Origin of the sequence: Bradyrhizobium sp. SZCCHNRI3052, assembly GCF_032484895.1 — a bacterium.
Classification (GTDB): Bacteria; Pseudomonadota; Alphaproteobacteria; order Rhizobiales; family Xanthobacteraceae; genus Bradyrhizobium.
This window is the reverse complement of record NZ_JAUETW010000012.1, coordinates 129398-151173: the sequence shown is the minus strand read 5'-3', so window position 1 is coordinate 151173 and position 21776 is coordinate 129398. Positions and strand designations below refer to the sequence as shown.

20 protein-coding genes are annotated in these 21776 nt (G+C 65.6%); 7 read left to right on the top strand and 13 right to left on the bottom strand.

Annotated elements, in window-relative coordinates; translation table 11 throughout:
• Positions 1–9: 9 nt before the first annotated feature.
• A complete protein-coding gene (locus QW887_RS27410) occupies positions 10–1167 on the top strand; it encodes an acyl-CoA dehydrogenase family protein (protein WP_316195464.1) in 1158 nt (385 codons plus the stop codon).
• Positions 1168–1321: 154 nt separating this feature from the next.
• The gene (locus tag QW887_RS27405) at positions 1322–2128 is read left to right on the top strand and encodes an enoyl-CoA hydratase/isomerase family protein (RefSeq protein ID WP_315715253.1); all 807 of its coding nucleotides are present in this window, start codon (positions 1322–1324) and stop codon (positions 2126–2128) included.
• Positions 2129–2353: 225 nt separating this feature from the next.
• Here QW887_RS27405 and QW887_RS27400 read toward each other — a convergent pair whose 3' ends face one another.
• From QW887_RS27400 to QW887_RS27390, 3 genes are all read right to left on the bottom strand, one after another.
• Positions 2354–3115 carry a hypothetical protein gene (locus tag QW887_RS27400; RefSeq protein ID WP_315715252.1) on the bottom strand — a complete coding sequence of 254 codons (762 nt, stop codon included), beginning with the start codon at positions 3113–3115 and terminating at the stop codon, positions 2354–2356.
• Positions 3116–3241: 126 nt separating this feature from the next.
• Positions 3242–4036 carry an enoyl-CoA hydratase gene (locus QW887_RS27395; RefSeq protein WP_316195462.1) on the bottom strand — a complete coding sequence of 265 codons (795 nt, stop codon included), beginning with the start codon at positions 4034–4036 and terminating at the stop codon, positions 3242–3244.
• A gap of 199 nt (positions 4037–4235) precedes the next feature.
• Positions 4236–5420 carry an ABC transporter substrate-binding protein gene (locus QW887_RS27390; RefSeq protein ID WP_316195493.1) on the bottom strand — a complete coding sequence of 395 codons (1185 nt, stop codon included), beginning with the start codon at positions 5418–5420 and terminating at the stop codon, positions 4236–4238.
• A 223-nt stretch (positions 5421–5643) separates the two neighbouring features.
• On the opposite strand from QW887_RS27390, the gene QW887_RS27385 reads away from it, so the two are divergent.
• Together QW887_RS27385 and QW887_RS27380 are read left to right on the top strand one after the other, a co-directional pair.
• Positions 5644–6420 (top strand): thermonuclease family protein, encoded by a 777-nt coding sequence (locus QW887_RS27385; RefSeq protein WP_316166231.1) that lies wholly within the window; start codon positions 5644–5646, stop codon positions 6418–6420.
• Between the two features lie 48 nt (positions 6421–6468).
• Positions 6469–7935 carry a M48 family metalloprotease gene (locus tag QW887_RS27380; RefSeq protein WP_316195491.1) on the top strand — a complete coding sequence of 489 codons (1467 nt, stop codon included), beginning with the start codon at positions 6469–6471 and terminating at the stop codon, positions 7933–7935.
• 363 nt (positions 7936–8298) lie between these two features.
• Here the strand turns inward: QW887_RS27380 and QW887_RS27375 are convergent, their stop codons facing one another.
• From QW887_RS27375 to QW887_RS27355, 5 genes are all read right to left on the bottom strand, one after another.
• Positions 8299–9129, bottom strand: a complete 831-nt coding sequence (locus QW887_RS27375; protein ID WP_315715249.1) for a CarD family transcriptional regulator — start codon at positions 9127–9129, stop codon at positions 8299–8301.
• A gap of 501 nt (positions 9130–9630) precedes the next feature.
• Complete coding sequence (gene fdxA, locus QW887_RS27370; RefSeq protein WP_315715248.1) at positions 9631–9969, bottom strand: ferredoxin FdxA; 339 nt, start codon at positions 9967–9969, stop codon at positions 9631–9633.
• A 114-nt stretch (positions 9970–10083) separates the two neighbouring features.
• On the bottom strand, positions 10084–10389 hold the full coding sequence (locus tag QW887_RS27365; protein WP_316195460.1) for an RNA-binding S4 domain-containing protein: 306 nt from the start codon (positions 10387–10389) through the stop codon (positions 10084–10086).
• A gap of 22 nt (positions 10390–10411) precedes the next feature.
• The gene (locus QW887_RS27360; RefSeq protein ID WP_315715246.1) at positions 10412–13978 is read right to left on the bottom strand and encodes a helicase-related protein; all 3567 of its coding nucleotides are present in this window, start codon (positions 13976–13978) and stop codon (positions 10412–10414) included.
• A 554-nt stretch (positions 13979–14532) separates the two neighbouring features.
• Positions 14533–15309 carry a DUF3108 domain-containing protein gene (locus tag QW887_RS27355; RefSeq protein WP_316166456.1) on the bottom strand — a complete coding sequence of 259 codons (777 nt, stop codon included), beginning with the start codon at positions 15307–15309 and terminating at the stop codon, positions 14533–14535.
• 615 nt (positions 15310–15924) lie between these two features.
• Here QW887_RS27355 and rpmB point away from each other — a divergent pair.
• Complete coding sequence (gene rpmB, locus QW887_RS27350) at positions 15925–16233, top strand: 50S ribosomal protein L28 (RefSeq protein ID WP_172114511.1); 309 nt, start codon at positions 15925–15927, stop codon at positions 16231–16233.
• 343 nt (positions 16234–16576) lie between these two features.
• Positions 16577–17839 carry a DUF2235 domain-containing protein gene (locus tag QW887_RS27345; protein WP_316195458.1) on the top strand — a complete coding sequence of 421 codons (1263 nt, stop codon included), beginning with the start codon at positions 16577–16579 and terminating at the stop codon, positions 17837–17839.
• A gap of 60 nt (positions 17840–17899) precedes the next feature.
• On the opposite strand, the gene QW887_RS27340 is transcribed toward QW887_RS27345, so the two are convergent.
• The 3 genes from QW887_RS27340 to QW887_RS27330 form a co-directional block, all read right to left on the bottom strand.
• Entirely contained in the window at positions 17900–18148 is a 249-nt protein-coding gene (locus QW887_RS27340; protein WP_315715244.1) for a hypothetical protein, read from the bottom strand.
• 158 nt (positions 18149–18306) lie between these two features.
• Complete coding sequence (locus QW887_RS27335) at positions 18307–18543, bottom strand: transcriptional regulator (protein WP_315715243.1); 237 nt, start codon at positions 18541–18543, stop codon at positions 18307–18309.
• A 136-nt stretch (positions 18544–18679) separates the two neighbouring features.
• Positions 18680–18886 (bottom strand): cold-shock protein, encoded by a 207-nt coding sequence (locus QW887_RS27330; protein ID WP_315715242.1) that lies wholly within the window; start codon positions 18884–18886, stop codon positions 18680–18682.
• Between the two features lie 458 nt (positions 18887–19344).
• Between QW887_RS27330 and rpsU the strand changes: the two genes are divergently transcribed.
• Positions 19345–19668, top strand: a complete 324-nt coding sequence (rpsU, locus tag QW887_RS27325) for a 30S ribosomal protein S21 (protein WP_315715241.1) — start codon at positions 19345–19347, stop codon at positions 19666–19668.
• Positions 19669–19715: 47 nt separating this feature from the next.
• Here rpsU and QW887_RS27320 read toward each other — a convergent pair whose 3' ends face one another.
• On the bottom strand, positions 19716–19904 hold the full coding sequence (locus tag QW887_RS27320; protein WP_315715240.1) for a hypothetical protein: 189 nt from the start codon (positions 19902–19904) through the stop codon (positions 19716–19718).
• Between the two features lie 259 nt (positions 19905–20163).
• Positions 20164–21774 (bottom strand): ABC transporter ATP-binding protein, encoded by a 1611-nt coding sequence (locus tag QW887_RS27315; RefSeq protein WP_316195456.1) that lies wholly within the window; start codon positions 21772–21774, stop codon positions 20164–20166.
• Positions 21775–21776: the final 2 nt, after the last annotated feature.

Here is a 21776-nt window from a genome sequence, read left to right as displayed (position 1 = left end):
GATTGTTGCATGAGCGCACTTCGTTTCGATCCGATCCGGCTGCCGAGGGAATGCGAGGAGCTGCGCAAGGAGGTGCGCGCCTTCCTCGCTGATGAGATCGCGGCCGGCACCTTCAACCCGTACCAGCCCAAGCGCGAGGACGCCGACGCGCGCGAGTTTGCAGCCCGCGTCGGCGCGCGCGGCTGGATCGGCATGACCTGGCCGAAGCAATATGGCGGCCACGAGCGCTCGTTCCTGGAGCGCTACGTCGTGACCGAGGAAATGCGCGTCGCCAACGCGCCGGTCAGGCGCTTCTTCGTCGCCGACCGGCAGAGCGGGCCGATCCTGCTGCGCTACGCGCCCGAGCATATCAAGATGGACATCCTGCCGCGCATCTGCCGCGGCGAGCTGTGCTTCGCGATCGGCATGAGCGAGCCGAACTCGGGCTCCGACCTGTTCGCCGCCAAGACACGCGCGACGAAGACCGAGGGCGGCTGGCTGATCAACGGCTCGAAGATCTGGACCACGTCGGCGCACATGGCCGACTACATGATCGCGATCTTCCGCACCTCGCCGTCGACCAAGGAGAACAGGCGTCATGGCTTGACGCAGTTCCTGGTGAACATGAAAACGTCCGGCATCAAAGTGAACCCGATTGGGCAGATCACCGGGCAGAAGGAGTTCAACGAGGTCGTCTTCACCGACGCCTTCGTGCCGGACGATCATCAGCTCGGCGAGATCGACGGCGCCTGGAAGCAAGCGACCTCCGAGCTCGCCTATGAGCGCTCGGGACCGGAGCGCTTCCTCGAAACCTATTACGTGCTGACCGAGCTGGTGCGCGCGGTCGGTCCCAACCCCGACACGCGCAGCGCGGAGGGCATCGGCCGGCTGGTGGCTCAGCTGCACACGATGCGGCGGATGTCGGTGTCGGTCGCCGGCATGCTGCAGGCCGGCAAGGAGCCGGTGGTCGAGGCCTCGATCGTCAAGGACGTCGGCACGATCTGGGAGCAGCAGCTGCCGCACCGCGTCCGCGACCTCGCCGCGTTCGTCGAGGAGAACGCAGGAAATCGCGAAACCTTGGAGAACCAGCTGACCTTTGCGATGCAGACCGCGCCGAAGCTGACGATCCAGGGCGGCACCACCGAGGTGCTGCGCGGCATCATCGCGCGCGGGCTGGGATTAAGGTGAGGGTCGACGACACGCCGCGATCGTCGCAGCCGCGCCCACGGGCAAGTAGCTCCGTCATCGCGAGCGCAGCGAAGCGATCCAGGACCGCACCAACAGTCTGGATTGCTTCGCTACGCTCGCAATGACGCTGGAGAAGCAGAATCGGAGACCCACCATGACCCACTTCCCTGACATCGGCGTCGAGATCCACGGCCATGTCGGCCTGATCGAGATTCGCCGGCCGCCGCTCAATTTCTTCGACATTGCGCTGATCAACCAGATCGCCGACGCGCTCGAAGGCTTCGACCGCGACATCGAGATCCGCGCCTCGGTGCTGGCGGCGCAGGGCAAGGCGTTCTGCGCCGGCGCCAATTTCACCGATCCGGCGCGCCAGGCGCAGGAAGCGGCCGGCGCCAAAGGCGATCCGGCCGACAGCCTCGGGGCGATCAACCATCTCTACATGCAGGCGGTGCGGATCTTCCGCTGCAAGAAACCGGTGGTCGCCGCCGTGCACGGCGCCGCAATCGGCGGCGGGCTCGGCCTCGCCGTCTCGGCCGACTTCCGCGTCACCTGTCCGGAAGCGCGCTTCTCCGCCAATTTCACCAAGCTCGGCTTCCATCCCGGCTTCGGGCTGACGGTGACGCTGCCGGAACTGGTCGGCAAGAACAACGCCGAGCTGATGTTCTACACCAGCCGCCGCGTCACCGGCGAGGAAGCGCTGAGGATGGGCCTCGCCAATGAATGCGTGCCGCAGGACCAGGTGCGGACGGCTGCGATGAAGCTCGCCGCGGAAATCGCCGAATGCTCGCCGCTCGGCCTGCTGTCGACCCGCGCCACGATGCGCGCCAATCTCGCCGACCGTGTGATGGCAGCAACCGAGCACGAGCTCGCCGAACAGACCCGGCTGCGCGCGACCGAGGATTTCAAGGAAGGCGTCAAGGCGACCGAAGAGCGCCGCTTCGCGAACTTCAAGGGCCGGTGAGCGATCGCCGTTGGAAATGCCAACTAACACCGCGATCTACGCTGCGCTCCCTCTCCCCGTTCTTACGGGGAGAGGGTTGGGGTGAGGGGCAGACGCACGGGTGGTGCCAGAGGTTGGACCTGTACCCCCTCACCCGGATTGCATCTGACGATGCAATCCGACCTCTCCCCGCAAGCGGGGCGAGGTACACCGAGCCCGCCGCCAGACTGCCTCCAGGCACGAATCTCACGCCGTGAGCGCAAACGTCACGCCACCGATCTCGAAGTCGCCGTCTGACACCGCATATCCGCGCGCACGCGCGACGTCGCTGACGGACGTCATATCGGCGACACGGAAGGTCAGCGCGCTCATCAGTTCGCGCTCGCCGGGTTCGACACGGATACGGGCGTTCGGCAAGTACAACTGCTCAACACCATCGCTGCCGGCCGTCGGCACCACATCGAGAATGCGCCCCCAATGCGCGGCAAGTGAAGCCGGCGCGGGGCTCTGCAGCACCACCTCGGTCAGCGCCGACGTCACGTCGCTGCGGATCGCTCGCGTCCAATCCGGCCCGGCGGGCGGATACGGGCCGAGCACATCGTCGCTGCCCTCGGTGTGATTGAGCTCGATGAAGGCGGCGCGGCAGTCGCGGGGATGCAGTTGCACCCCGTGATAGGGCGGATGATCGATGACGTTGGCGGTCCGCACACCCATCTCGTTGGCACGGGCGGCACGGCCATCGGGATCATCGCAGGCGAAGATCGCCATGTAGCCGCCGCGGCCGCCGGTCTTGTCCAGGAAGCGTCCCGCCGCGGTGTCCTCGCGGGTCGGCGCGATCACCTCGAGCAGGATCGGCCCGACCGGCAGCAGCGCATTCTCCAGCCCGTATTTGCCGACATGCGGATCGCGGTAGCAGACCTCCAGCCCCATGATCGCGGCGATGTCCGAGGCCACCGGCTCGAGCCGGGGCGCGACAAGGCAGATCTGACGGAGGTGGAGGTAAGCCATCGCAGCCCTCTTTGCGGAATCCCCTGTTCACACAAGCCCGCGGCGTCATTGCGAGCGACGCGAAGCAATCCAGAGCTCAGGCCATAACCCTGGATTGCTGCGCTCGCAATGACGGAGAACGCGGAGCTATCGGCCCTGAAACACCGCCGCGCGCTTCTCGACGAAGGCTTTCGCCGCCTCCTTGTGATCCTCGGTGTCGCTGCAGCGCGAGTGATGCATCGCCTCGGCGTCGAAGCAGGCCTCCAGAGTCATCGTCTCGGCATTGTTGATGTTGCGCTTGATGTAGCCGAGCGTCACGCTCGGCCCCTGCGCCAGCGACATCGCCAGCGCGCGCGTGGCCGCTTCGACCTCGGCGTCGGGCACGACCTTGGTGACCATGCCCAGGGTGAGCGCCTCCTGCGCCGTCAGGACTGGCGAGGTCAGATACAGCTCCCGTGCCTTGGCGCTGCCGAGCAGTTGGGTGAGGAAATAGGTGCCGCCGAAATCGCCCGACAGCCCGACCTTGGCGAAGGCCGTCGTGATCTTGGCCGACTCGCCGGCCACCCGCAGATCGCAGGCCAGCGCGATCGACAGGCCGGCGCCGGCGGCCGCGCCGTCGATCTGCGCCACCACCGGCTTCTGCATCCGGTGCAGCAGCCGCGACACCTCCATACGCTCGCGCAAGGTCGTCACCTTGGTCTCGAACGAGGGCGCGGTCTTGGCTTCGGCCATCGCCTTGACGTCGCCGCCGACGCAGAACGTGCCGCCGGCGCCCTTGAGCAGCACCGCGCGCACCTCCGGATCATTGGCCGCACGATGCGCCGCCTCGACCAGGCCCTTGGTCAGGTCGCTGTTGAGCGCGTTGCGCCGCTCCGGCCGGTTCATCGTGATCGTGAGCAGGCCGGACTCGAGGTGCTGCAGAACTGTGGTGTTGGTGGTCATGGCCGGTGCTCCTTGTTGTTTCCGGTGTTATGTCTCCGTCATTCCAGGGCGACGCGTCAGCGTCGAACCCGGAATCCCGAGCTGATGGACTCACATCGAGGTTCCGGGTTCAACGCTGCGCGTTGCCCCGGAACGACGGATGTCGCGGCAGAGTTTGCGCCTTGCTCAGGCGCGCCCCGGAATGCCATCGCCCCGGCCGTCACTTCTTCACCAGCGGGCAGCGCGACGCTTCCAGCGGCTGGAACGCCTCGTTGCCAGACACGGTCGCGAGCAGCTTGTAGTCGTCGGACCTGCTCTTCGATTCCGATGGCTGCTTGACCTCGAACAGATACATGTCGTGCACCATGCGGCCGTCCTCGCGGATGCGGCCGCCCTTGGCGAACATGTCGTTGATCGGGGTCGCCCGCATCAGCTTCATGACGGCGTCCGCATCCGTGGTGCCCGCGGCCTTCACGGCTTTCAGATAGTGCGTGACGGAGGAATAGACGCCGGCCTGGGCCGAGGTCGGCACGCGCTTGGTGCGCTCCATGAAGCGCTTGGTGAAGGCGCGGGTGTCGTCGTTGAGATCCCAGTAGAACGCTTCCGCGACCAGCAGCCCCTGCGCCGTCTCGAGCCCGACGCTGTCGATGTCGGAGACGAAGGCGAGCAGCGGCGACAGCTTCTGGCCGCCCTTGGTGAGGCCGAATTCGGCGGCCTGCTTGATCGCGTTGATGGTGTCGCCGCCGGCATTGGCGAGCCCGATCACCTTGGCCTTGGAGGCCTGCGCCTGCAGCAGAAAGGAGGAGAAGTCCGAGGTGTTGAGCGGATGACGCACGCTGCCGAGCACCTTGCCGCCCGACTTCACCACCACGGCGGTGGTGTCCTTTTCCAGATCCTGGCCGAACGCGTAGTCCGCGGTCAGGAAGAACCAGCTGTCGAGGCCAGACTTCACCGCCGCCAGGCCCGTGACGTTGGCCTGCGCAAAAGTGTCGAACACGTAGTGCACGGTGTACGGGCCGCAGGCCTCGTTGGAGAGCCTGACAGAGCCGGGACCATTGAAGATGATGATCTTGTTGCGCGCCTTGGCGATCTCGCCGGCGGCCAGCGCGGTGGCGGAGGCTGCGACATCCCAGATCATCTCGACGCCCTGGTTGTCGAGCATGTCGCGCGCGATGTTGGCGGCGAGATCAGCCTTGTTGAGATGGTCGGCCGCGATCACCTCGATCTTGCGGCCCAGCACCTCGCCGCCGAAATCCTCCACCGCCATCTTCGCCGCGGTCTCGCTGCCGGGACCGGTGATGTCGGCGTAGAGGCTCGACATGTCGAGAATGCCGCCGATCTTCAGCGGCGGCTTGCTCTGCGCATGCGCCACGCCTGCGGACAACGTCAGCGCCGACGCCAGCATGAACAACGACGCCGCCGCGCCGCGGATGGTTCTGCTCATCGATATCCTCCCTGCCGGGCGCGTCGCTACATGGCGACGGCCTCTTTGATAGTTCGCATCATGGCGCACGCTTTCGCATGCGGCAAGCGCTCAGCACGCTCAGCAAAAGCGTCGCCGGTCGCCGCTTTCCGCTCAGTGGAATGGAAATTTCGTGCGATGATGCAGCATGACGAGAGAGCGCAGGATGCGGAGCAGACGGAGGCTGATTGCGCTCGGCGCGAGCGTCGCGACCATCGCGATGATGTCGGCGAGTCACGCCACACCGTGCATGTTCGCGGAGCTCGGCGAAGGCCACGTCAGCGAGATCATCGATGCACGCAGCTTCCGTCTCGACGACGGTCGCGAGGTCAGGCTCGCCGGCATCGAGGTGCCGCCGGAGGAGCAGCGCGCGACGTCGATGGAAGCGCTGGGCGTGCTGCTGCGCGGCCGCGACGTCGTGCTGCGCGGAGAGGACGACACCCCTGACCGCTATGGCCGGCAGCGGGCCTTCGCCTTCGTGGCCGGTGCAGACCAGCCGGTGCAGAGCGAGCTGCTCCGGCAGGGCGCCGTGCTGCGCGGGGTCGACCTGCCCGACCGGGATTGCGCCCTCAGCCTGGGCGCGGCGGAAGCCGAGGCACGCAGCGCCGGGCGCGGCCTCTGGAAGATTGGGACCGTCATAAAAAACACGGAAAGTCCAGACGATATTTTGTCTCGCGTAGGGCTATTTACGGTTGTCGAAGGGAAGGTGTTGTCCGTACGACAGACGGGGACAACAACTTATCTGAACTTCGCTCGTAGCTGGACACGGGGCTTCGCGGTGATTATTCCAAAGCGTATGATGGCGGTATTGGAAGGTGCCGGTATCGACGTCAAATCACTTGCGAATCGGCAGGTTCGCGTGCGCGGTTGGGTTGAGGCGCATGCCGGTCCGAGACTGGAACTGACACAGACCGCCCAGATCGAGATTTTGAGCGGGAATTGACCGCTGAGGTACGTGAGTAGCGACGTGAACCTGTCTGTTCGAAAGCGCATGACGGTGATGAACTGCGGTTCGCGGATCGCACCGGCGCTGCTGTGCCTGGGACTGGCGTTGGCCGGTTGCAGTGACATGGGCAAGTTGCAGCAGGCGACGGCGCCGATGCCGACGCCGCGGCCGAAGCCGGCGATGGTGCAGACGACGCCGGCGAGTGATCGCGAGCACGAGCGTATTCTTGCAACCTATGGCGGCGCCTATGAGGATCCCCAGCTCGAGGGCCTGATCGGCAAGATCGTCGACCGGCTGGTGGCCGTGTCCGATCGCCCCGACCAGGGCTACAAGGTCACGATCCTGAATTCGGGTGCGGTCAACGCCTTCGCGCTGCCGACCGGCCAGCTCTACGTGACACGCGGCCTGATTGCGCTCGCCAACGACACCTCCGAATTGTCGTCGGTGCTGAGCCACGAGATGGCGCACGTGCTGGCGCGCCATGCCGCGATCCGCGAGGACCAGGCGCGGCAGGCCGCCGTGGTGACCCGCGTCGTCTCAGACATGGGTAACGATCCGGACCTGACGGCGCTGGCGCTCGCCAAGACCAAGCTGACGATGGCGAGCTTCTCGCGCACCCAGGAGTTCGAGGCCGACGGCATCGGCGTCGGCATCTCCGCCAAGGCGAAGTTCGATCCCTACGGCGCGGCGCGCTTCCTGACCTCGATGGAGCGCAATGCCGACTTGAAGGCGGGCAAGGTCGCAATCGACCCGCGCGCGCAGGACTTCCTGTCGTCGCACCCGGCGACGCCGGAGCGGGTGCAGAACGCCGCCGCCATCGCCAAGCAATACGTCTCCCCCGAGGCCAGGGAGCATGACCGCGAGACCTACTTGGCTGCAGTCGACAACATCGTCTACGGCGAGGACCCGAGCGAGGGCTTCGTGCGCGGCCGGCGCTTCCTGCATCCGAAGCTCGGCTTCACCTTCCAGGCGCCGGAGAACTTCACGCTCGACAACACCGCGCAGGCGGTGATCGGCGTGCGCGAAGGCGGCGCGCAGGCGATGCGCTTCGACGTGGTGCGCGTGCCGGCCCAGCAGACGCTCGGCGACTATCTGAATTCCGGCTGGATGGAGAACGTCGACAAGTCGGCGACCGAGGAGCTGACGATCAACGGCTTCCCGGCGGCCTCGACCACGGCGAGCGGCGATCCCTGGCAGTTCAAGGTCTACGCGTTGCGCGTCGGCAGCGACGTCTACCGCTTCATCTTCGCCTCGCGGCAGAAATCCACCGAGAGCGAGCGGAATGCGCGGGAGACGGTGAACTCGTTCCGGCGGCTCAGCCTGGAGGAGATCCAGTCGGCCCGGCCGCTGCGCATCAAGGTGATCACCGTGCAGCCGGGCGATACCGTCGAATCGCTTGCGCACCGCATGACCGGCGTCGACCGCCCGGTCGAGCGCTTCCGCGTTCTCAACGGCCTCGACGCCCGCGCCCAGGTCAAGGTCCGCGACCGGGTCAAGATCGTGGTGGAGTGAGCGGACGCGAACGGGCCTTCAGCAGCCGGCCCACGACTTCGGAAATGATCTGCTCAGAACGGCCAGCCTGACGGCGGTCGTCGCGCAGGTTGCGCTTCGCCGAACACTGGCGCGCGCCGCTCGATTTTGGCGGTCATCTGCTTGAGCTGCGCCAGCGCGCCGGTATCGCCGCTCCGGTCGGGCTGCGCGGGGCGCGAGCGGGCTACGGTTGCGGCCTTCTATGTGATGGAGCGGCCTTTGGCCGACAATCCGCTATCATCTGCCCAACCACGCGAGAGTCGCGGCGAAACGCGCAAAGCAAAAAGCCCGACCTCGCGGCCGGGCTTCGCTAAGCAACTAATTGGAAAACGTGCAAACGGTCGATCAGGCGGCCTCGTCGGCCACGGCGGTATCGTCGCCGTCGATATCATCGCCCTCGGCGTCGGCATCACCTTCGGCGACCGCATCGGCTTCGGTCTTGGCACCGCGGCGCGGGCTCTTGGCGAGCTGCGTCTCGATCTCCTTGACGGCCTCGGTCTCGGTCGAGTGCTGCACGACGGCGATCTCGCGCGACAGACGGTCGAGCGCCGCTTCGTAGAGTTGGCGTTCGCTGTAGGACTGCTCGGGCTGCGACTCCGAACGGTAGAGATCGCGCACGACCTCCGCGATCGCGACGATGTCGCCCGAATTGATCTTCGCTTCGTATTCCTGGGCGCGACGCGACCACATGGTGCGCTTGACGCGGGCGCGGCCCTTCAGGGTCTCCAGCGCCTTCTTCACCAGCGCCGGGTCGGACAGCTTGCGCATGCCGACATTGGCGACCTTGGCGGTCGGCACCCGCAGCGTCATCTTGTCCTTGATGAAGTTGATGACGAACAGCTCGAGCTTGGCGCCCGCGATCTCCTGCTCCTCGATGGCCAGGATCTGGCCGACGCCGTGAGCCGGATAGACGACGAATTCGTTGGTCTTGAAGCCCTGGCGCTGGGTCGGCAGCTTCTTTTCCTCGACGCGCGGCGCGGCCGCGGCGGGAGCAGCCGGCTTGGCGGCGACGGCGGGCTTGGCAACAGGGGCAGCGGCCGCGGGAACGGCGGTCTTGGTGGCAGCCTTGGGCGCAGCGGCGGCCTTGGCAGGCGCAGCCTTGGCAACAGAGTCCTTTGCAAGAGTGGTCTTCGCGGCGGATGCTTTCGCGGCAGTCTTGGCAGTCTTTTCAGGCATTGCGCTTCTTTTGTTCTTGGTGGACTTGGCAGCCGAGGCCTTCGCGGCAGCCCGAATCTCCTTTACAGGAGCCCGGGCACGGCCCTTGGAAACGCTGCGGCTGGCCGCGGCGGCTTTTTTTGTACTCTTGGAAGCACTCTTTTTACGCGTTTTCTGTGACACAGCCTGCGCGCGGAACTGCCACGCCCCTGTTTGATGTTGCGGGAACCTAAAAGGGCGGCCAAAAAAGGTTACGCATGGCCGGGTTCGGCTCTGAGAATGTGCTATATATAGCACATTTGCCGCAAAAATCAATGATTTAGAGGCCGCAGGGGCGGTATTGTGACGGATCCACGAAGTTAGGGTTAAGTGCAACGTGCCGGAATAGAACAACTCATGCAGCGGTTCCCGCTCACCGCATGAGGTGTTCTAGGCCATTGTTTCCGCGCAACGATTTCGATCGGCGCGATGGCGCCCCGCAGGCCGGGGCGCGCTGGTGACGCGCAGGTGGCGAGACGACCGTCAGTCTCCGGCGCCGGGCTTCGACGAAAAATATTTCTGGAACTTTCCATCCTCGCCGTCGTGCTCCTTGGCGTCGGCCGGCGGGTCCTTCTTCTGGGTGATGTTGGGCCAGGACTTGGCATATTCGGCGTTCACGCCCAGCCACTTCTCCAGCCCCGGCTCGGTATCCGGCTTGATCGCGTCGGCCGGGCATTCCGGCTCGCACACGCCGCAATCGATGCATTCGTCCGGATGAATGACCAGCATGTTGTCGCCCTCGTAGAAGCAGTCTACCGGGCAGACCTCAACGCAGTCGGTGTATTTGCACTTGATACAGTTTTCGGTGACGACGTAAGTCATCCAAGGCTCCGGAACGGATCGACAATTCGGCTGGCTTGGACTAGCGCAGGACGTGATGTGCCGCAAGTGAAGCGGGGCGAAGAACTGAACCGGACATTGCTCCGGCGCAATCGATCAGGATCGTCCGCCATCCAGATCATCGTACAGTCCGCGCACCGAGGCAGCGTCGCCGCGACGCTCGGCAAAGCCGGTCACCTTGAGCACGCGCACGCTGCGATCGAGCGCGATGGTCAGCACATCACCGGTCTTCACCCCATGGCCCGGCGAGGTCTCGCGCACACCATTGACCCGGACATGCCCCGACGACACCAGCGCCGTGGCGCTGGTGCGCGCCTTCACCAGCCGCGCATGCCACAGCCATCTGTCGAGGCGCTGGCGCTCTGACGGGGTGTCGGACGTCGGCGTTGTCCTTCCAACCAATCTTGCCAACCGATCTTGCCGCTCAGTCCTTGCGGTTGTTCCCCGCGAGTTGCTCCTTGAGCGCGGCGAGCTTGGCGAACGGCGAATTGGGATCGACCGGACGGTCGCGATCCCGGCCGCCGCCGCTGCTCGATGCGTAGGGCCGCAGCGCCGGGCCGCTGTCGCGCTTGTCGCGGCCACCCTTGCCGAAGTCGCGGCCGCCGCGCCCCTCGCGGTCACCGCCGAACTTGCCACCCTTGTTGCGATCCCGGTTCTGGTCGCGCCCCTTGGCATCATGATCGCGGCGCGGCCCGCGATCCTCGCGCGCCGGTGCCGATGCGCCCTCGGCTGGTGGAGCCGCACCAGCCTCCGGCGGGCCCTTGCGGAAGTCCTTGCCGAACTCCTTCATCCGGTCGCGCCGGCCATGGCCGCGGTGATGGCGCTCGCGTGCCTCGCCGCCCTCGGCCGGAGCGGTCCCGGCCGGTGCCTGGCCGCCGCCGGCAGCCTGCCCGCGCTCATGCTGCGGACGGTTGGGCCGGCCGCGATGATGATGGTCATGGCGCGGCCGGCGCTCCTCCGAGCGCCCGCCCGGCCGCCAGACCTCGACCAGGACGGGCTCGGCAGCAGGCGCGGCCTCGGCGGGAGAAGCCTCGGTAGCGGTCGATCCAGCAGCAGTTTCCGGCGCGGCAGCTTCAGCCGACGCGTCGCCGATGCTCGTTGCCTCGTTCGCGACGGCCTGGGCGGCTTCGGCCTGCGGCGCATCCGCAGCGACGGCGGTTTCCGCCTCGGCGACGACGCTTTCGGCAGCCGACTCGGCCACGGACGCCTCGTCCGCCACATCCGGCGTGACGAAATCGACGGTCGGCAGCGATGCCAGGGCCGACACCGACGCGGTTTCCGCCTGCTCCTCACCGACCACCGCGGGCACGGCGACGGTCTGCTCGGTCACCGGAGCGACGGCGGCCTCCGCGACGGTGGGAACCTGCTCGTCGGCCGGCTCGCCGGCGACAACTGCGAGGTCCTCGCCCGGCACGGCCTGCGCATCTGCCGGCTCAGCCGGAGCGGCTTCCGCAGCGGCTCCCGCGGCGGCAGCAGCCTCGACGGGCTTCTCAATCGGCTTGGGCGGCAGCGGCGGGCGCTTCTCCATGCGATAGCCGAGCGCGCGCAGGATCGAGGCGAAGTCCTCGCCGGCCGAGCCGGTGAGCGAGGTCATCGCCTGCGTCACCACGAAGCCGCGGCCGTCGAAGGCGCCGGCCGGCTTTTCGCCCGGTGCATTGTCGCGCCAGGCCAGGGCGGGACGAATCAGGTCGGCCAGCCGCTCCAGGATGTCGACGCGCACGGCGCGCTCGCCCGCCTGCTTGTAGCCGAGCACGCGATAGGCATCGCGCGGCAGCGCCTTGTCGACCGGGAACGAGGTCCGGCCCGAGCTCGCCAGATGCTGCGCGCCGGTCAGCGCGGACATGTCGACATTGCCCTGCTTCTCGGCCCACAGCAGCGCAGCGAGCGCGCGCGCGGCGGGCTTGAGCAGCGCCGGGACGTAGATGTGGTAGGCACCGAAGCGGACGCCATACTTGCGCAAGGTGGCGCGCGACGGCTGGTCCAGATCCTTCATCTCGGCGGCGATCTTGGCGCGCTCGATGACGCCGAGAGCCTCCACCAGCTGGAACGCGATGCCGCGGCCGATGCCGGTGATGTCCTCGGCCTTGGACAACTCGAACAGCGGGCCGAGCAGCTTCTCGATATGCGTCTTCAGCCACAGATCGAGCCGCGCCTGGACCTTGTCGCGCGCAGCACCGGTCAGCCGCTCGTCGGCGATGATGCGCAGGCGCGGATGCAGCGCGTCGTCGGCCGCGACCAGCTTGGCGACCGCGTCGCCGGTCCAGCGCACCGTGCCGTCGGCGGTGAGCACGATGTGCTCGTCGGGCGCGCTGGACAGCTTCTCGGCGCGCGCCTCGATCTCGCCGGCCAGCGCCTTCTGGGCAGCAGCCTGCAAGGCCTTGGCCTCCGAGCCGGCTTCGGCGGCGTCGGGCGCGAAGGTGAATCCATCCAGGCGGCCGATCGCGTGCCCTTCAACGATCACTTCGCCGGTCTTGCCGATTTCCGTATTCAAAACACTGTTCTCCCGCAGGCGCCGCATCAATACACTGGTACGACGATCAACGAAACGCTCCGTGAGCCGTTCATGAAGGGCGTCTGACAATTTATTTTCGAGTTCGCGGGTAATCCCCTGCCAATAATCAGGGTCGCGCAGCCAGTCGGGCCGGTTGGCCACGAAGGTCCAGGTACGGATCTGTGCAATCCGCCCCGACAGCGTATCGATGTCGCCATCGACGCGGTCGGCCTGATCGACCTGGGCCGCGTACCAGGCGTCCGGAATACGCCCCTTCTGCATCAGGAAGCCGAACACTGTGGTCACCAGCTCCGCATGGGCGGCCGGCGACAGCCTGCGATAGTCGGGAATCTGGCAGGTTTCCCACAGACGCTCGACCGCGGCCGCGCCGTGAGCCATGTCGCGCACCTCGGCATCGCGCGCGGCGTGATCGAGCACGCGCAGATCCTCCGCAATCGGCGCGCGCGTCAGCGCCTCATGCGCCGGCGCGACCGCCAGGGAGACCTGAAGCGCGCTCAAGGACGCGAAATCAAGCCGGGAGTTGCGCCATTGCAGCACCTTCACGGTATCGAAGGCATGGTTCTGGAGCGCATTGACCAGCTCGGGCTCGAATGGCGCACAACGTCCGGTGGTACCGAACGTGCCATTGCGCGTCGCGCGTCCGGCACGGCCGGCGATCTGGGCAAATTCCGACGGCGTGAGCCGGCGGAACTGATAGCCGTCATATTTGCGGTCGGACGCGAAGGCGACGTGATCGACGTCGAGATTGAGCCCCATGCCGACCGCATCGGTGGCGACGAGATAGTCGACGTCGCCGTTCTGGAACATCGCCACCTGCGCGTTGCGGGTTCGCGGCGACAGCGATCCCAGCACGACAGCGGCGCCGCCATGCTGGCGGCGGATCAGCTCGGCGATGGCGTAGACCTCGTCGGCCGAGAACGCCACGATGGCGGTCCGGCGCGGCTGTCGCGTGATCTTGCGATCACCGGCGAATTCGAGTTGCGACAATCGTGGCCGTGTCACCATCGACGCGCCCGGCAGCAGGCGCTCGATGATGGGGCGCATCGTCGCAGCACCCAGCAGCAGCGTCTCGTCGCGACCGCGGCGATTGAGGATGCGGTCGGTGAAGACGTGGCCGCGCTCCAGATCGGACGCGATCTGGATCTCGTCGACGGCCAGGAACGACACGTCGAGATCCCTGGGCATCGCTTCGACGGTCGACACCCAGTAGCGCGGATTTTTCGGCTTGATCTTCTCCTCGCCAGTGATCAGCGCGACGGCCTCGCTGCCGACGCGATCGGCGATCTTGTTGTAGACCTCACGCGCGAGCAGCCGCAGCGGCAGTCCGATGATGCCGGAGGAATGCGCGAGCATGCGCTCGATCGCCAGATGCGTCTTGCCGGTGTTGGTGGGGCCGAGCACGGCGGTGACGCCGCTTCCGGGAGCGCGGTCGGACGTGCGCTCGAAAGGCGAGGCAGCCGAAGAGGACGAAAAAGCCATTCGTTAAATGTGGGTCTCGAAGCCGGCGTTGGAAGCGCGCCGTTCACGCGCGACGGATGCGGAATAATCGTGTGTCTGGAGAGGCTGCGATGCTGACCCCTGTCTCACATTGTGACGCATATAGTGACGCAGCTTAAGCTTCGGAACGCCTTGAGAACGAATCGCGAAGGAATCGCTGACTCCGTCGGCTTTCCGGCTTCGTTCACCGCAACATCTCGCGCTCTGCCATCAAGCCAGCACTAGATCAAGTTTTCGCGGGCTCCACAAGCAACGCTTTCGCGATGGAACTGGCGCGCGTTCAGCGCGTCCCGAGTCGAATCAGAATCAGGGAAGAGTCAAACGGATTCACGCGCAGCAGACAGCATCCATAGGGGGTCCCGACAAATCGGAGCTCATGAGCCCGTCAGTCCGGAGATCATGCAGCGCGAACCCCGAATCTCCATCGGATTCAAGCGATAGCGGACGGCATGCCGTCAGGCCTTCACGCCACGGCCGCTGACGGGGCTGTGCCGCAACGACGAGATTCCGATGTGGAGGAGCAGCGAAACGACGCACTACTGGGTCTTGGCGACGTGCGGCGCCGCCTGGGTGATGAACGACGTCGCTTCCAGCATCGCGGTCCCCAGCGGGGTCGGGATCACCATCTTGAACGGCACCAGCACACGGGTGCCGGCGATCGGCACGAAGAAGATCTCCATGTTGCGGGCCTGAGCCAGATATTTGATGACCGGCCGGTCCGGGATGTAGCCCGCGACTGGCGTGAAGTAGATCGCGCAGACCAGCGCCGGGCCACGATAACCCTTGTCCGCCTTGACGTTCTCCATGCGCTTGTAGTCGAGCTTGAGCTCGTAGCGCATGCGGCCGTCGAACACGGGCGCAGCGCCGCGGCACGAGTCCGGCGACAGCAGCTCGCCGTTGCCCGGCACGCGCACCAGAGAGGCCGTCATCGGATCGAGCACGCCACGCTTGTGGGCATCCGTCACCGGAATGCGGTCGGGATCGACCGGGGGCGCCGGCTCGATGGCGAAGTCCTTCACAGTACCGTTCTGCAGATTGATGCGGATCTGCTCGGATTTCTTTCCCGTCGTGGTCGAGGCCTGGTAGCTCTGGCCGACCAGGGCGCCGTTGACGACGCGTCCCTGCACCGAGCCGGTGCCTGATCCTTGCGAGAAGCTCTTGAGCAGGCCGGCGGTGCCGCCCTGAGCCGCGGCGCCATACTGATCATCCCCGATCTCGACCGCCCAGGTGCCCTTGCCGACGGGGATGCCAGCCAGGGAAGCCTCGTATTGAGCGTCCAACCGAGCCTGCGCCTGGGCGTTTTGCGCCAGCAACAACAGGCAGAGCGCTGCCCCGGCCGCGGCCAGGCGGCAGGAGAGAAATGAGGGAACCGAGATGATGGTCACGTGACGAATGATCCTACCGATCCGCCTGCCTGAGCGCCGGACCGATCCGGCGCGCCGTCCTTGCTACTTAAGCCAAAAACGCCTTCAAACAACGCGAACCGTCCGACAATGGCGGTTTGTCCAGCGCTTTGCGGCTGAACAGCACTCAGACCGTCGTCCGCAGCTCTGCCGGAACCGAGCCGCGAACCTCCGACCGCGCCAGCATGCCGCCATTCCGGCATTTCGGACTGTTCGCGGGATATCCATCCATCACGTCCGAATGCGCCCTTTATATGGTCTAAACTATCGGCTATACTATTGATTATACGCCTGCTTTTCTGGTGGTTGGCGACTTCGGCCCGACCAGGAGGATGCACGGGTCGCGCCCTTCGGGTTCGCCGGCCCGGCTCCCTCTATTTGCTGCGGCCTTCAAAACCTTGACGAAAAGCCGCATCCCCCCTATAGGACCGCATCTCCCAGAGACGAGCTGGACGAGTTTTGGACCCCCGCGGCCCGCCGACATAGGCGGACGAAGGGTGCGGGGATGAGAGAGGATTTATTGCCATGTCGCGGCGCTGTGAACTGACGGCCAAGGGTCCCCAGGTTGGCCACAAGGTCAGCCACTCCAACATCAAGACCAAGCGGCGCTTCCTGCCGAACCTGTGCAACGTGACCTTCATCTCGGATGCACTCGGCCGCAACGTGCGCCTGCGCGTCTCCACCAACGCGCTCAAGAGCGTCGACCACAATGGCGGCCTCGATGCCTATCTGCTCAAGGCCAACGCCGCGACCCTGTCGCCGCGCGCACTGGAGCTGAAGCGCGCCATCGAGAAGAAGGCGGCGGACGCTGCCCCGGTCGCCAAGGCGAGCTGAGAAAGCGAGCCGAAATTCAGGATTGATGCAGAAGCCGGACGCGTCACGGGCGGGGCTTCAAGCTGAACGAGATGTCGAAACGGCCGGGTCGAGAGATCCGGCCGTTTTGCTTGCGGATGCCCTGACCAACTGACAACTCTGGACACGGACAGCCGGCGCGGGGCGGCAGGACAGGTCGGGTGACCATCCGTTCGTACAACGGCGCCCCGCAGTCACTTCGCGATGTCCGCCGCGCCGCGCGCAACAGCGACCCAGACGAAGTGCCATAGGGAACCGACCTCCCCAACACCAGCCGGATGCTCTACACTCGTTGCGGTAGCATTATTGCGGACATTCCTTTGCCATGAAGAATATTGTCATCTGCTGCGACGGCACCGGCAACGAGATCAGCGAGAACATCTCGAACGTGCTCAAGCTCTATCGGTGCCTGCGCAAGACCGACAAGACGACACCGCATCAGGTCGTGTTCTACGATCCCGGCGTCGGCACGTTGACGCAGCCCGACAGCTGGCATCGCTTCAAGGCCAATTTCAACATGGTGCTGGGGCTCGCGACGGGCTACGGCCTCGACGACAACGTCATCAACGCCTACTCTTTCCTGACCACGCAGTACCAGGACGGCGACCGCATCTTCCTGTTCGGCTTCTCGCGGGGCGCCTACACCGTGCGCGTGCTCGCCGGGCTGATCCACAAGATCGGGCTGATCTCGCCGGGTCAGATCAATCTCGTCGGCCCGGGCGTGATCGCCTACAAGAAGTACTCCTCCGACAATCCGAAGGCCGGGCGCGGCATCACCAAGGAGCTCGAGAGCACCGAGGAGGACGGGCCGATCCCGGAGAGCCGCGACGACCAGGCCGCGCAGTTCGCGCGGATCACCTCGACGCGCTGGCCGACGATCCATTTCGTCGGCGTGTGGGACACGGTGGCGAGCGTGATCGTGCCGCGCACCGACCGGCTGTTTGCGCTGCCGAGCCTCGAGGAGCTCGCCTTCACGATCGAGAACCCGAGCGTGAAGATCTTCCGTCAGGCTGCGGCGATCGACGAGCGCCGCTGCATGTTCCGGCTGAAGCCGTGGGGGATGCCGCAGACCTTCACGCCGAACCGCTTCAACAAGGCGCAGGCGCGACCGCAGGACGCCAAACAGGTGTGGTTCGCCGGCGTGCATTCCGACGTCGGCGGCGGCTATCCCGAGGTGCGGTCGGCGGCTTCGAAATATCCGCTGCTGTGGATGATCGACGAGGCGGTCGAGGCCGGGCTGACGGTCAATCCGCGCACGGTGAATCAGCTCGCCTGGGGCGTGCAGCGCAAGAACAGCCCGTTCTCCTATGTGGCGCCGAGCGTCCAGGGGCCCCTGCACGATTCGATGACGCCGGCCTGGCGGCTGCTGGAATGGCTGCCGAAGAGCGCGACGTACAAGGAGTGGCCGGAGCGCAAGGCGCATTTCGGATTGTACGTTCCGAATTGCGAGCCGCGCTTCATTCCCGAGGGCGCGTTCATCCACGAGAGCGTGCTGATGCGGATCGCGGAATCGCAGGACTACCGGCCCGTCAATCTGCCCGCGTCCTATGAGCGCGTACCGCTTCCGGTCAAACAGAAGGCGGAGTAGCAGCAACGGCGCGTTGCGCGTCGGGCAGCGTCTTCAGAAGCCCGCGTGTGGCGGATCGCCTCAGATCATGCGCAGATGGATGACGCCGTCGGTTACCTCGCCACGGGCGAACTGCTCGCGTGCCATCTGCTCGAACGCCGTGCGGTTTCGCTGCAGATAGGCGAATGCCTGGTTGCGTGTGCAGAAGCAGGTCTCGAGATGACAGACCTGCCGCGTGGCGCCGATTGCGAGCGCGAATGCGATCGTCTGGCCTCCACGCTGCGTCTCGTCCTTGGCGATGCGAACGTCTGTAGCTGTCGACTTGGCCACGTCAGCCTCCTCGGTACGAAGGTCGGGTCTGTACGCGGGACGCGGTTGAGACGTAATGATCAGGCATGGATCGCCCGTCTGTTCGAGCACCGGCAACGGATCTGAAGTTCCGATAGTTCCACCGGGCAGTCGACGTCGGAAGGCGAGACGAGACAGCCCTAGCGAGCGACCTTCTTCCGCCGCTTCGGCGCAGGCGCCGCATCAGAACCGGCTTGCGCAGCTTCCGCTTCCTTGGCGAGCCGCAACACGCGCAGCCGCTCCATGTTCTTGCGGACCGCCGTCGCGCGTTGATCCCATTCGGCGCGCGCCTTCGCCCCGTCCTCGGCGGCGACGCGCTGGCGCTCTGACCGCGCAATGCTTTCGGGGGAGCGTTCTGACATCTTCTTGGTGGCCATCGACTGATCCTTCCGGAGACTCGGGTTACCGTCGAGACGCAGAAAGCCCGCTCAATACAGGATCGAGCGGGCAAACCAGCCATTTCAGTACATCCGTGAAATGGCCCAAGACGTCAGAGACGTCAGATCAGTGCGATCAGACCAGCGCGAGATTTTCTGCGCTGGTTTTGCCGCGCATCTTGTCCGTCTTGACCTCAAAACTGACTTTCTGGCCTTCAGCCAGACCGGCGAGACCAGCGCGTTCAACCGCGCTGATGTGAACGAACACGTCGTTCCCGCCATCCTGCGGCTGAATGAAACCAAAGCCCTTCTGGCCATTGAACCACTTGACCGTACCCTGCATGTCTATCTCCAAATCATTCATCGCGCGACCATCACGCGATCTCATTCAACTGAGCGATGACTTTTGGAAATAGCCCACAGGCACATTCAGAAAGGCACAGCGGCTAATCGAACTACCTCAAGGTAGAGATTTTCTGGGGGATTACAAGGCCGCGCAGCAAATATAGTTTGCCGAGGGCCGGAACCGTTGAGTCGGCTCGCGCTGGCAATATCAGCAGATTGCCCTTATCTTCATAGCACCATCGGTAACGGCATGGCCATCGATGGCTGAGAGACACTCGTGCTCCCGCCTTCCGACGAAGGGGATCACCGTGTCTCGCACGTATCGTGACTCATCACATTGTGAGCAACACGTTTCATTGACGCCGCTCTGCTGAGCGCGCCGCTCTCCCCGCCGCAGCGCCGATCGGCTTTGCCAACCGAATTTCATCGATAGAGATGAAGACAAGGAGGACACTTTTGCAGGTTCTTGTTCGTGACAACGACGTCGAGAAGGCGTTGCGCATCCTGAAGCGGAAGATGCAGCGCGAAGGCGTATTCCGCGAGATGAAGCGCCGCAGATCCTATGAGAAGCCATCGGAACGCAAGACACGCGAGAAATCCGATGCGATCAGGCGCCACCGCAAAGTCGCGCGCAAGCAGGCCATCCGCGAAGGGTTGCTGCCGGCGCCGGTCAAGAAGGTACCTGCAGCGCGGCCGGGCGCGCTCCCCTCAACGACCTCGACGCACACCGATCGTGAACGGCCGCGGGACCAGCTTACCGCTACGCCCCCGCGCAGCTGAGCGAGCGACGGCATGCCCGCCGAAATCGACGGGAAGAGGCTGGCGGTTCACGCCAGCTTCTTCGGCTGTTTGCCGGCGCCGTCAGCCGCTTCACGCGCCAATCGCTCGGCCTTCAGTCGCTCGCGGTTCTGATCGAAGGCGCTCTGCGCCTTTTCATAATCGCTTCTCGTCGGCTCGGCCGGCTTGAAGGCTTTTTGAGCCTCGCGCACGGCGGCCGTTGGCTTGCGCTCCGACATGATGAGAGTCCTCGTTGGGATGGTGAACGCCGCTGCGACATCCTGTCGAGACTGGCGCAGCACGGCACGGTTCAATGACGGCCGCGGGTAGAGGGAGCACGAGCCCGCTGTCTTGGCGCGTACCAGCTCGGGCGACCACCCTGCGGCCCCATCGGGGTCCAGTCTTATTATAATCCAAATACGCCGAAGATGTTGCAAGCATTTGAACCCGACCCAGCACGATGCTCCCTGGTTCCGGCCGGCGGCCGGCTTTCGCAAATCACGCCGTACCGTGCTTGCGGCCGGGAACGGCAGCGAGCAGCTCGCGCGTATAGGCGTGTTCGGGATTGGCGAACAGCGCCGCGGTCGGCTTCAGCTCGACGATCTCGCCCTTTTGCATGACGGCGATCCGATCGCAGATCTGCGCGGCCACCCGCAGGTCATGCGTGATGAACAGCATCGACAGACCAAGGCGCGCCTTCAAATCTTCCAGCAGCCGCAACACCTGCGCCTGGACTGACACATCGAGCGCCGACACTGCTTCGTCCGCGACGATGATCTCCGGATCCAGCGCGAGCGCGCGCGCAATGCCGATGCGTTGACGCTGGCCGCCGGAGAATTCGTGCGGATAGCGGCCGATGGCGCCGGCGTCGAGCCCGACCATGCCGAGCAGCTCCTGGGCGCGCTTCAGCGCCGCGTCGAGCGGCGTGCCGCGCGCGACCATGCCGTCGGCGATGATGCGGCCGACCTTGCGGCGCGGGTTGAGCGAGGCGAACGGATCCTGGAAAATCATCTGGATGCGATGACGCTGCGCGCGCAAGGCGCGACCCTCCAGCGCCGTGAGATCGACATCGCCGATCCGCACCGTGCCGCGATCGGCCTCGATCAGCCGCATCACCAGACGCGCAACGGATGACTTCCCCGAGCCGGACTCGCCGACGAGTCCGAGCGTCTCGCCCTGGTGGATCGCGAAATTGACCGCATTCGCGGCGCGCGTCTCGCGCTTCGGGCGGAACCAGCCGGTCGGCGTCACATAGGTCTTGTCGAGGCCGATCACCTCCACCGCCCGAGGAGCAGCCTCGCGTGATTGACGCGGTGGCGGGTCGAACGACGGCACGGCCGCGAGCAGCGCCTTGGTGTAGTCGTGCTGCGGCTGGCCGAGCACGGCGGCGGCCGTGCCCTCCTCCACCACCTTGCCATGGCGCAGAACAACGACCTGGTCGGCGATGTCGGCGACGACGCCGAAATCATGGGTGATGAACATCACCGCCATGTTGTGGCTGGCCTGCAGGTTGCGGATCAGCTTAAGGATCTGCGCCTGCGTCGTCACGTCGAGCGCGGTGGTCGGCTCGTCCGCGACGAGTACGGCAGGCTCGAGCGCCAGCGCCATCGCGATCATCGCACGCTGGCGCTGGCCGCCGGAGAGCTGATGAGGATAGGCGCGGATGCTCCGTTCGGGATCGGGCAGGCCGACCTCGCGCACCAGCGCCAGCGCCTTGGCGCGGCGCTCGCGGGGGCTCAGCAGACCATGCGCCTCGAACACCTCCATCAGTTGCTCGCCGATCCGCATCAACGGATTGAGCGCGGTCATCGGCTCCTGGAACACCATCGCGATGCGGCGGCCGCGCAGATCGCGCCAGCTGTCCTCATCGATGGCAAGCAGGTCGCGCCCCTCGAAGCGAACCTCACCGCTCTCGACCTTCACTGTATCGGGCAGCAGCCCGAGCAGCGCATGCGCGCACATCGATTTGCCGGAGCCGGATTCGCCGACCACGCAGACGATCTTGCCCGCCGTGAGATCAAACGAGACACCGTCGACCGCATGGGCGCGCTCCGCGCCTGTCGGAAGCGCAATGCGCAGATTCCTGATGCTAACGACGGGATCAGCCACGG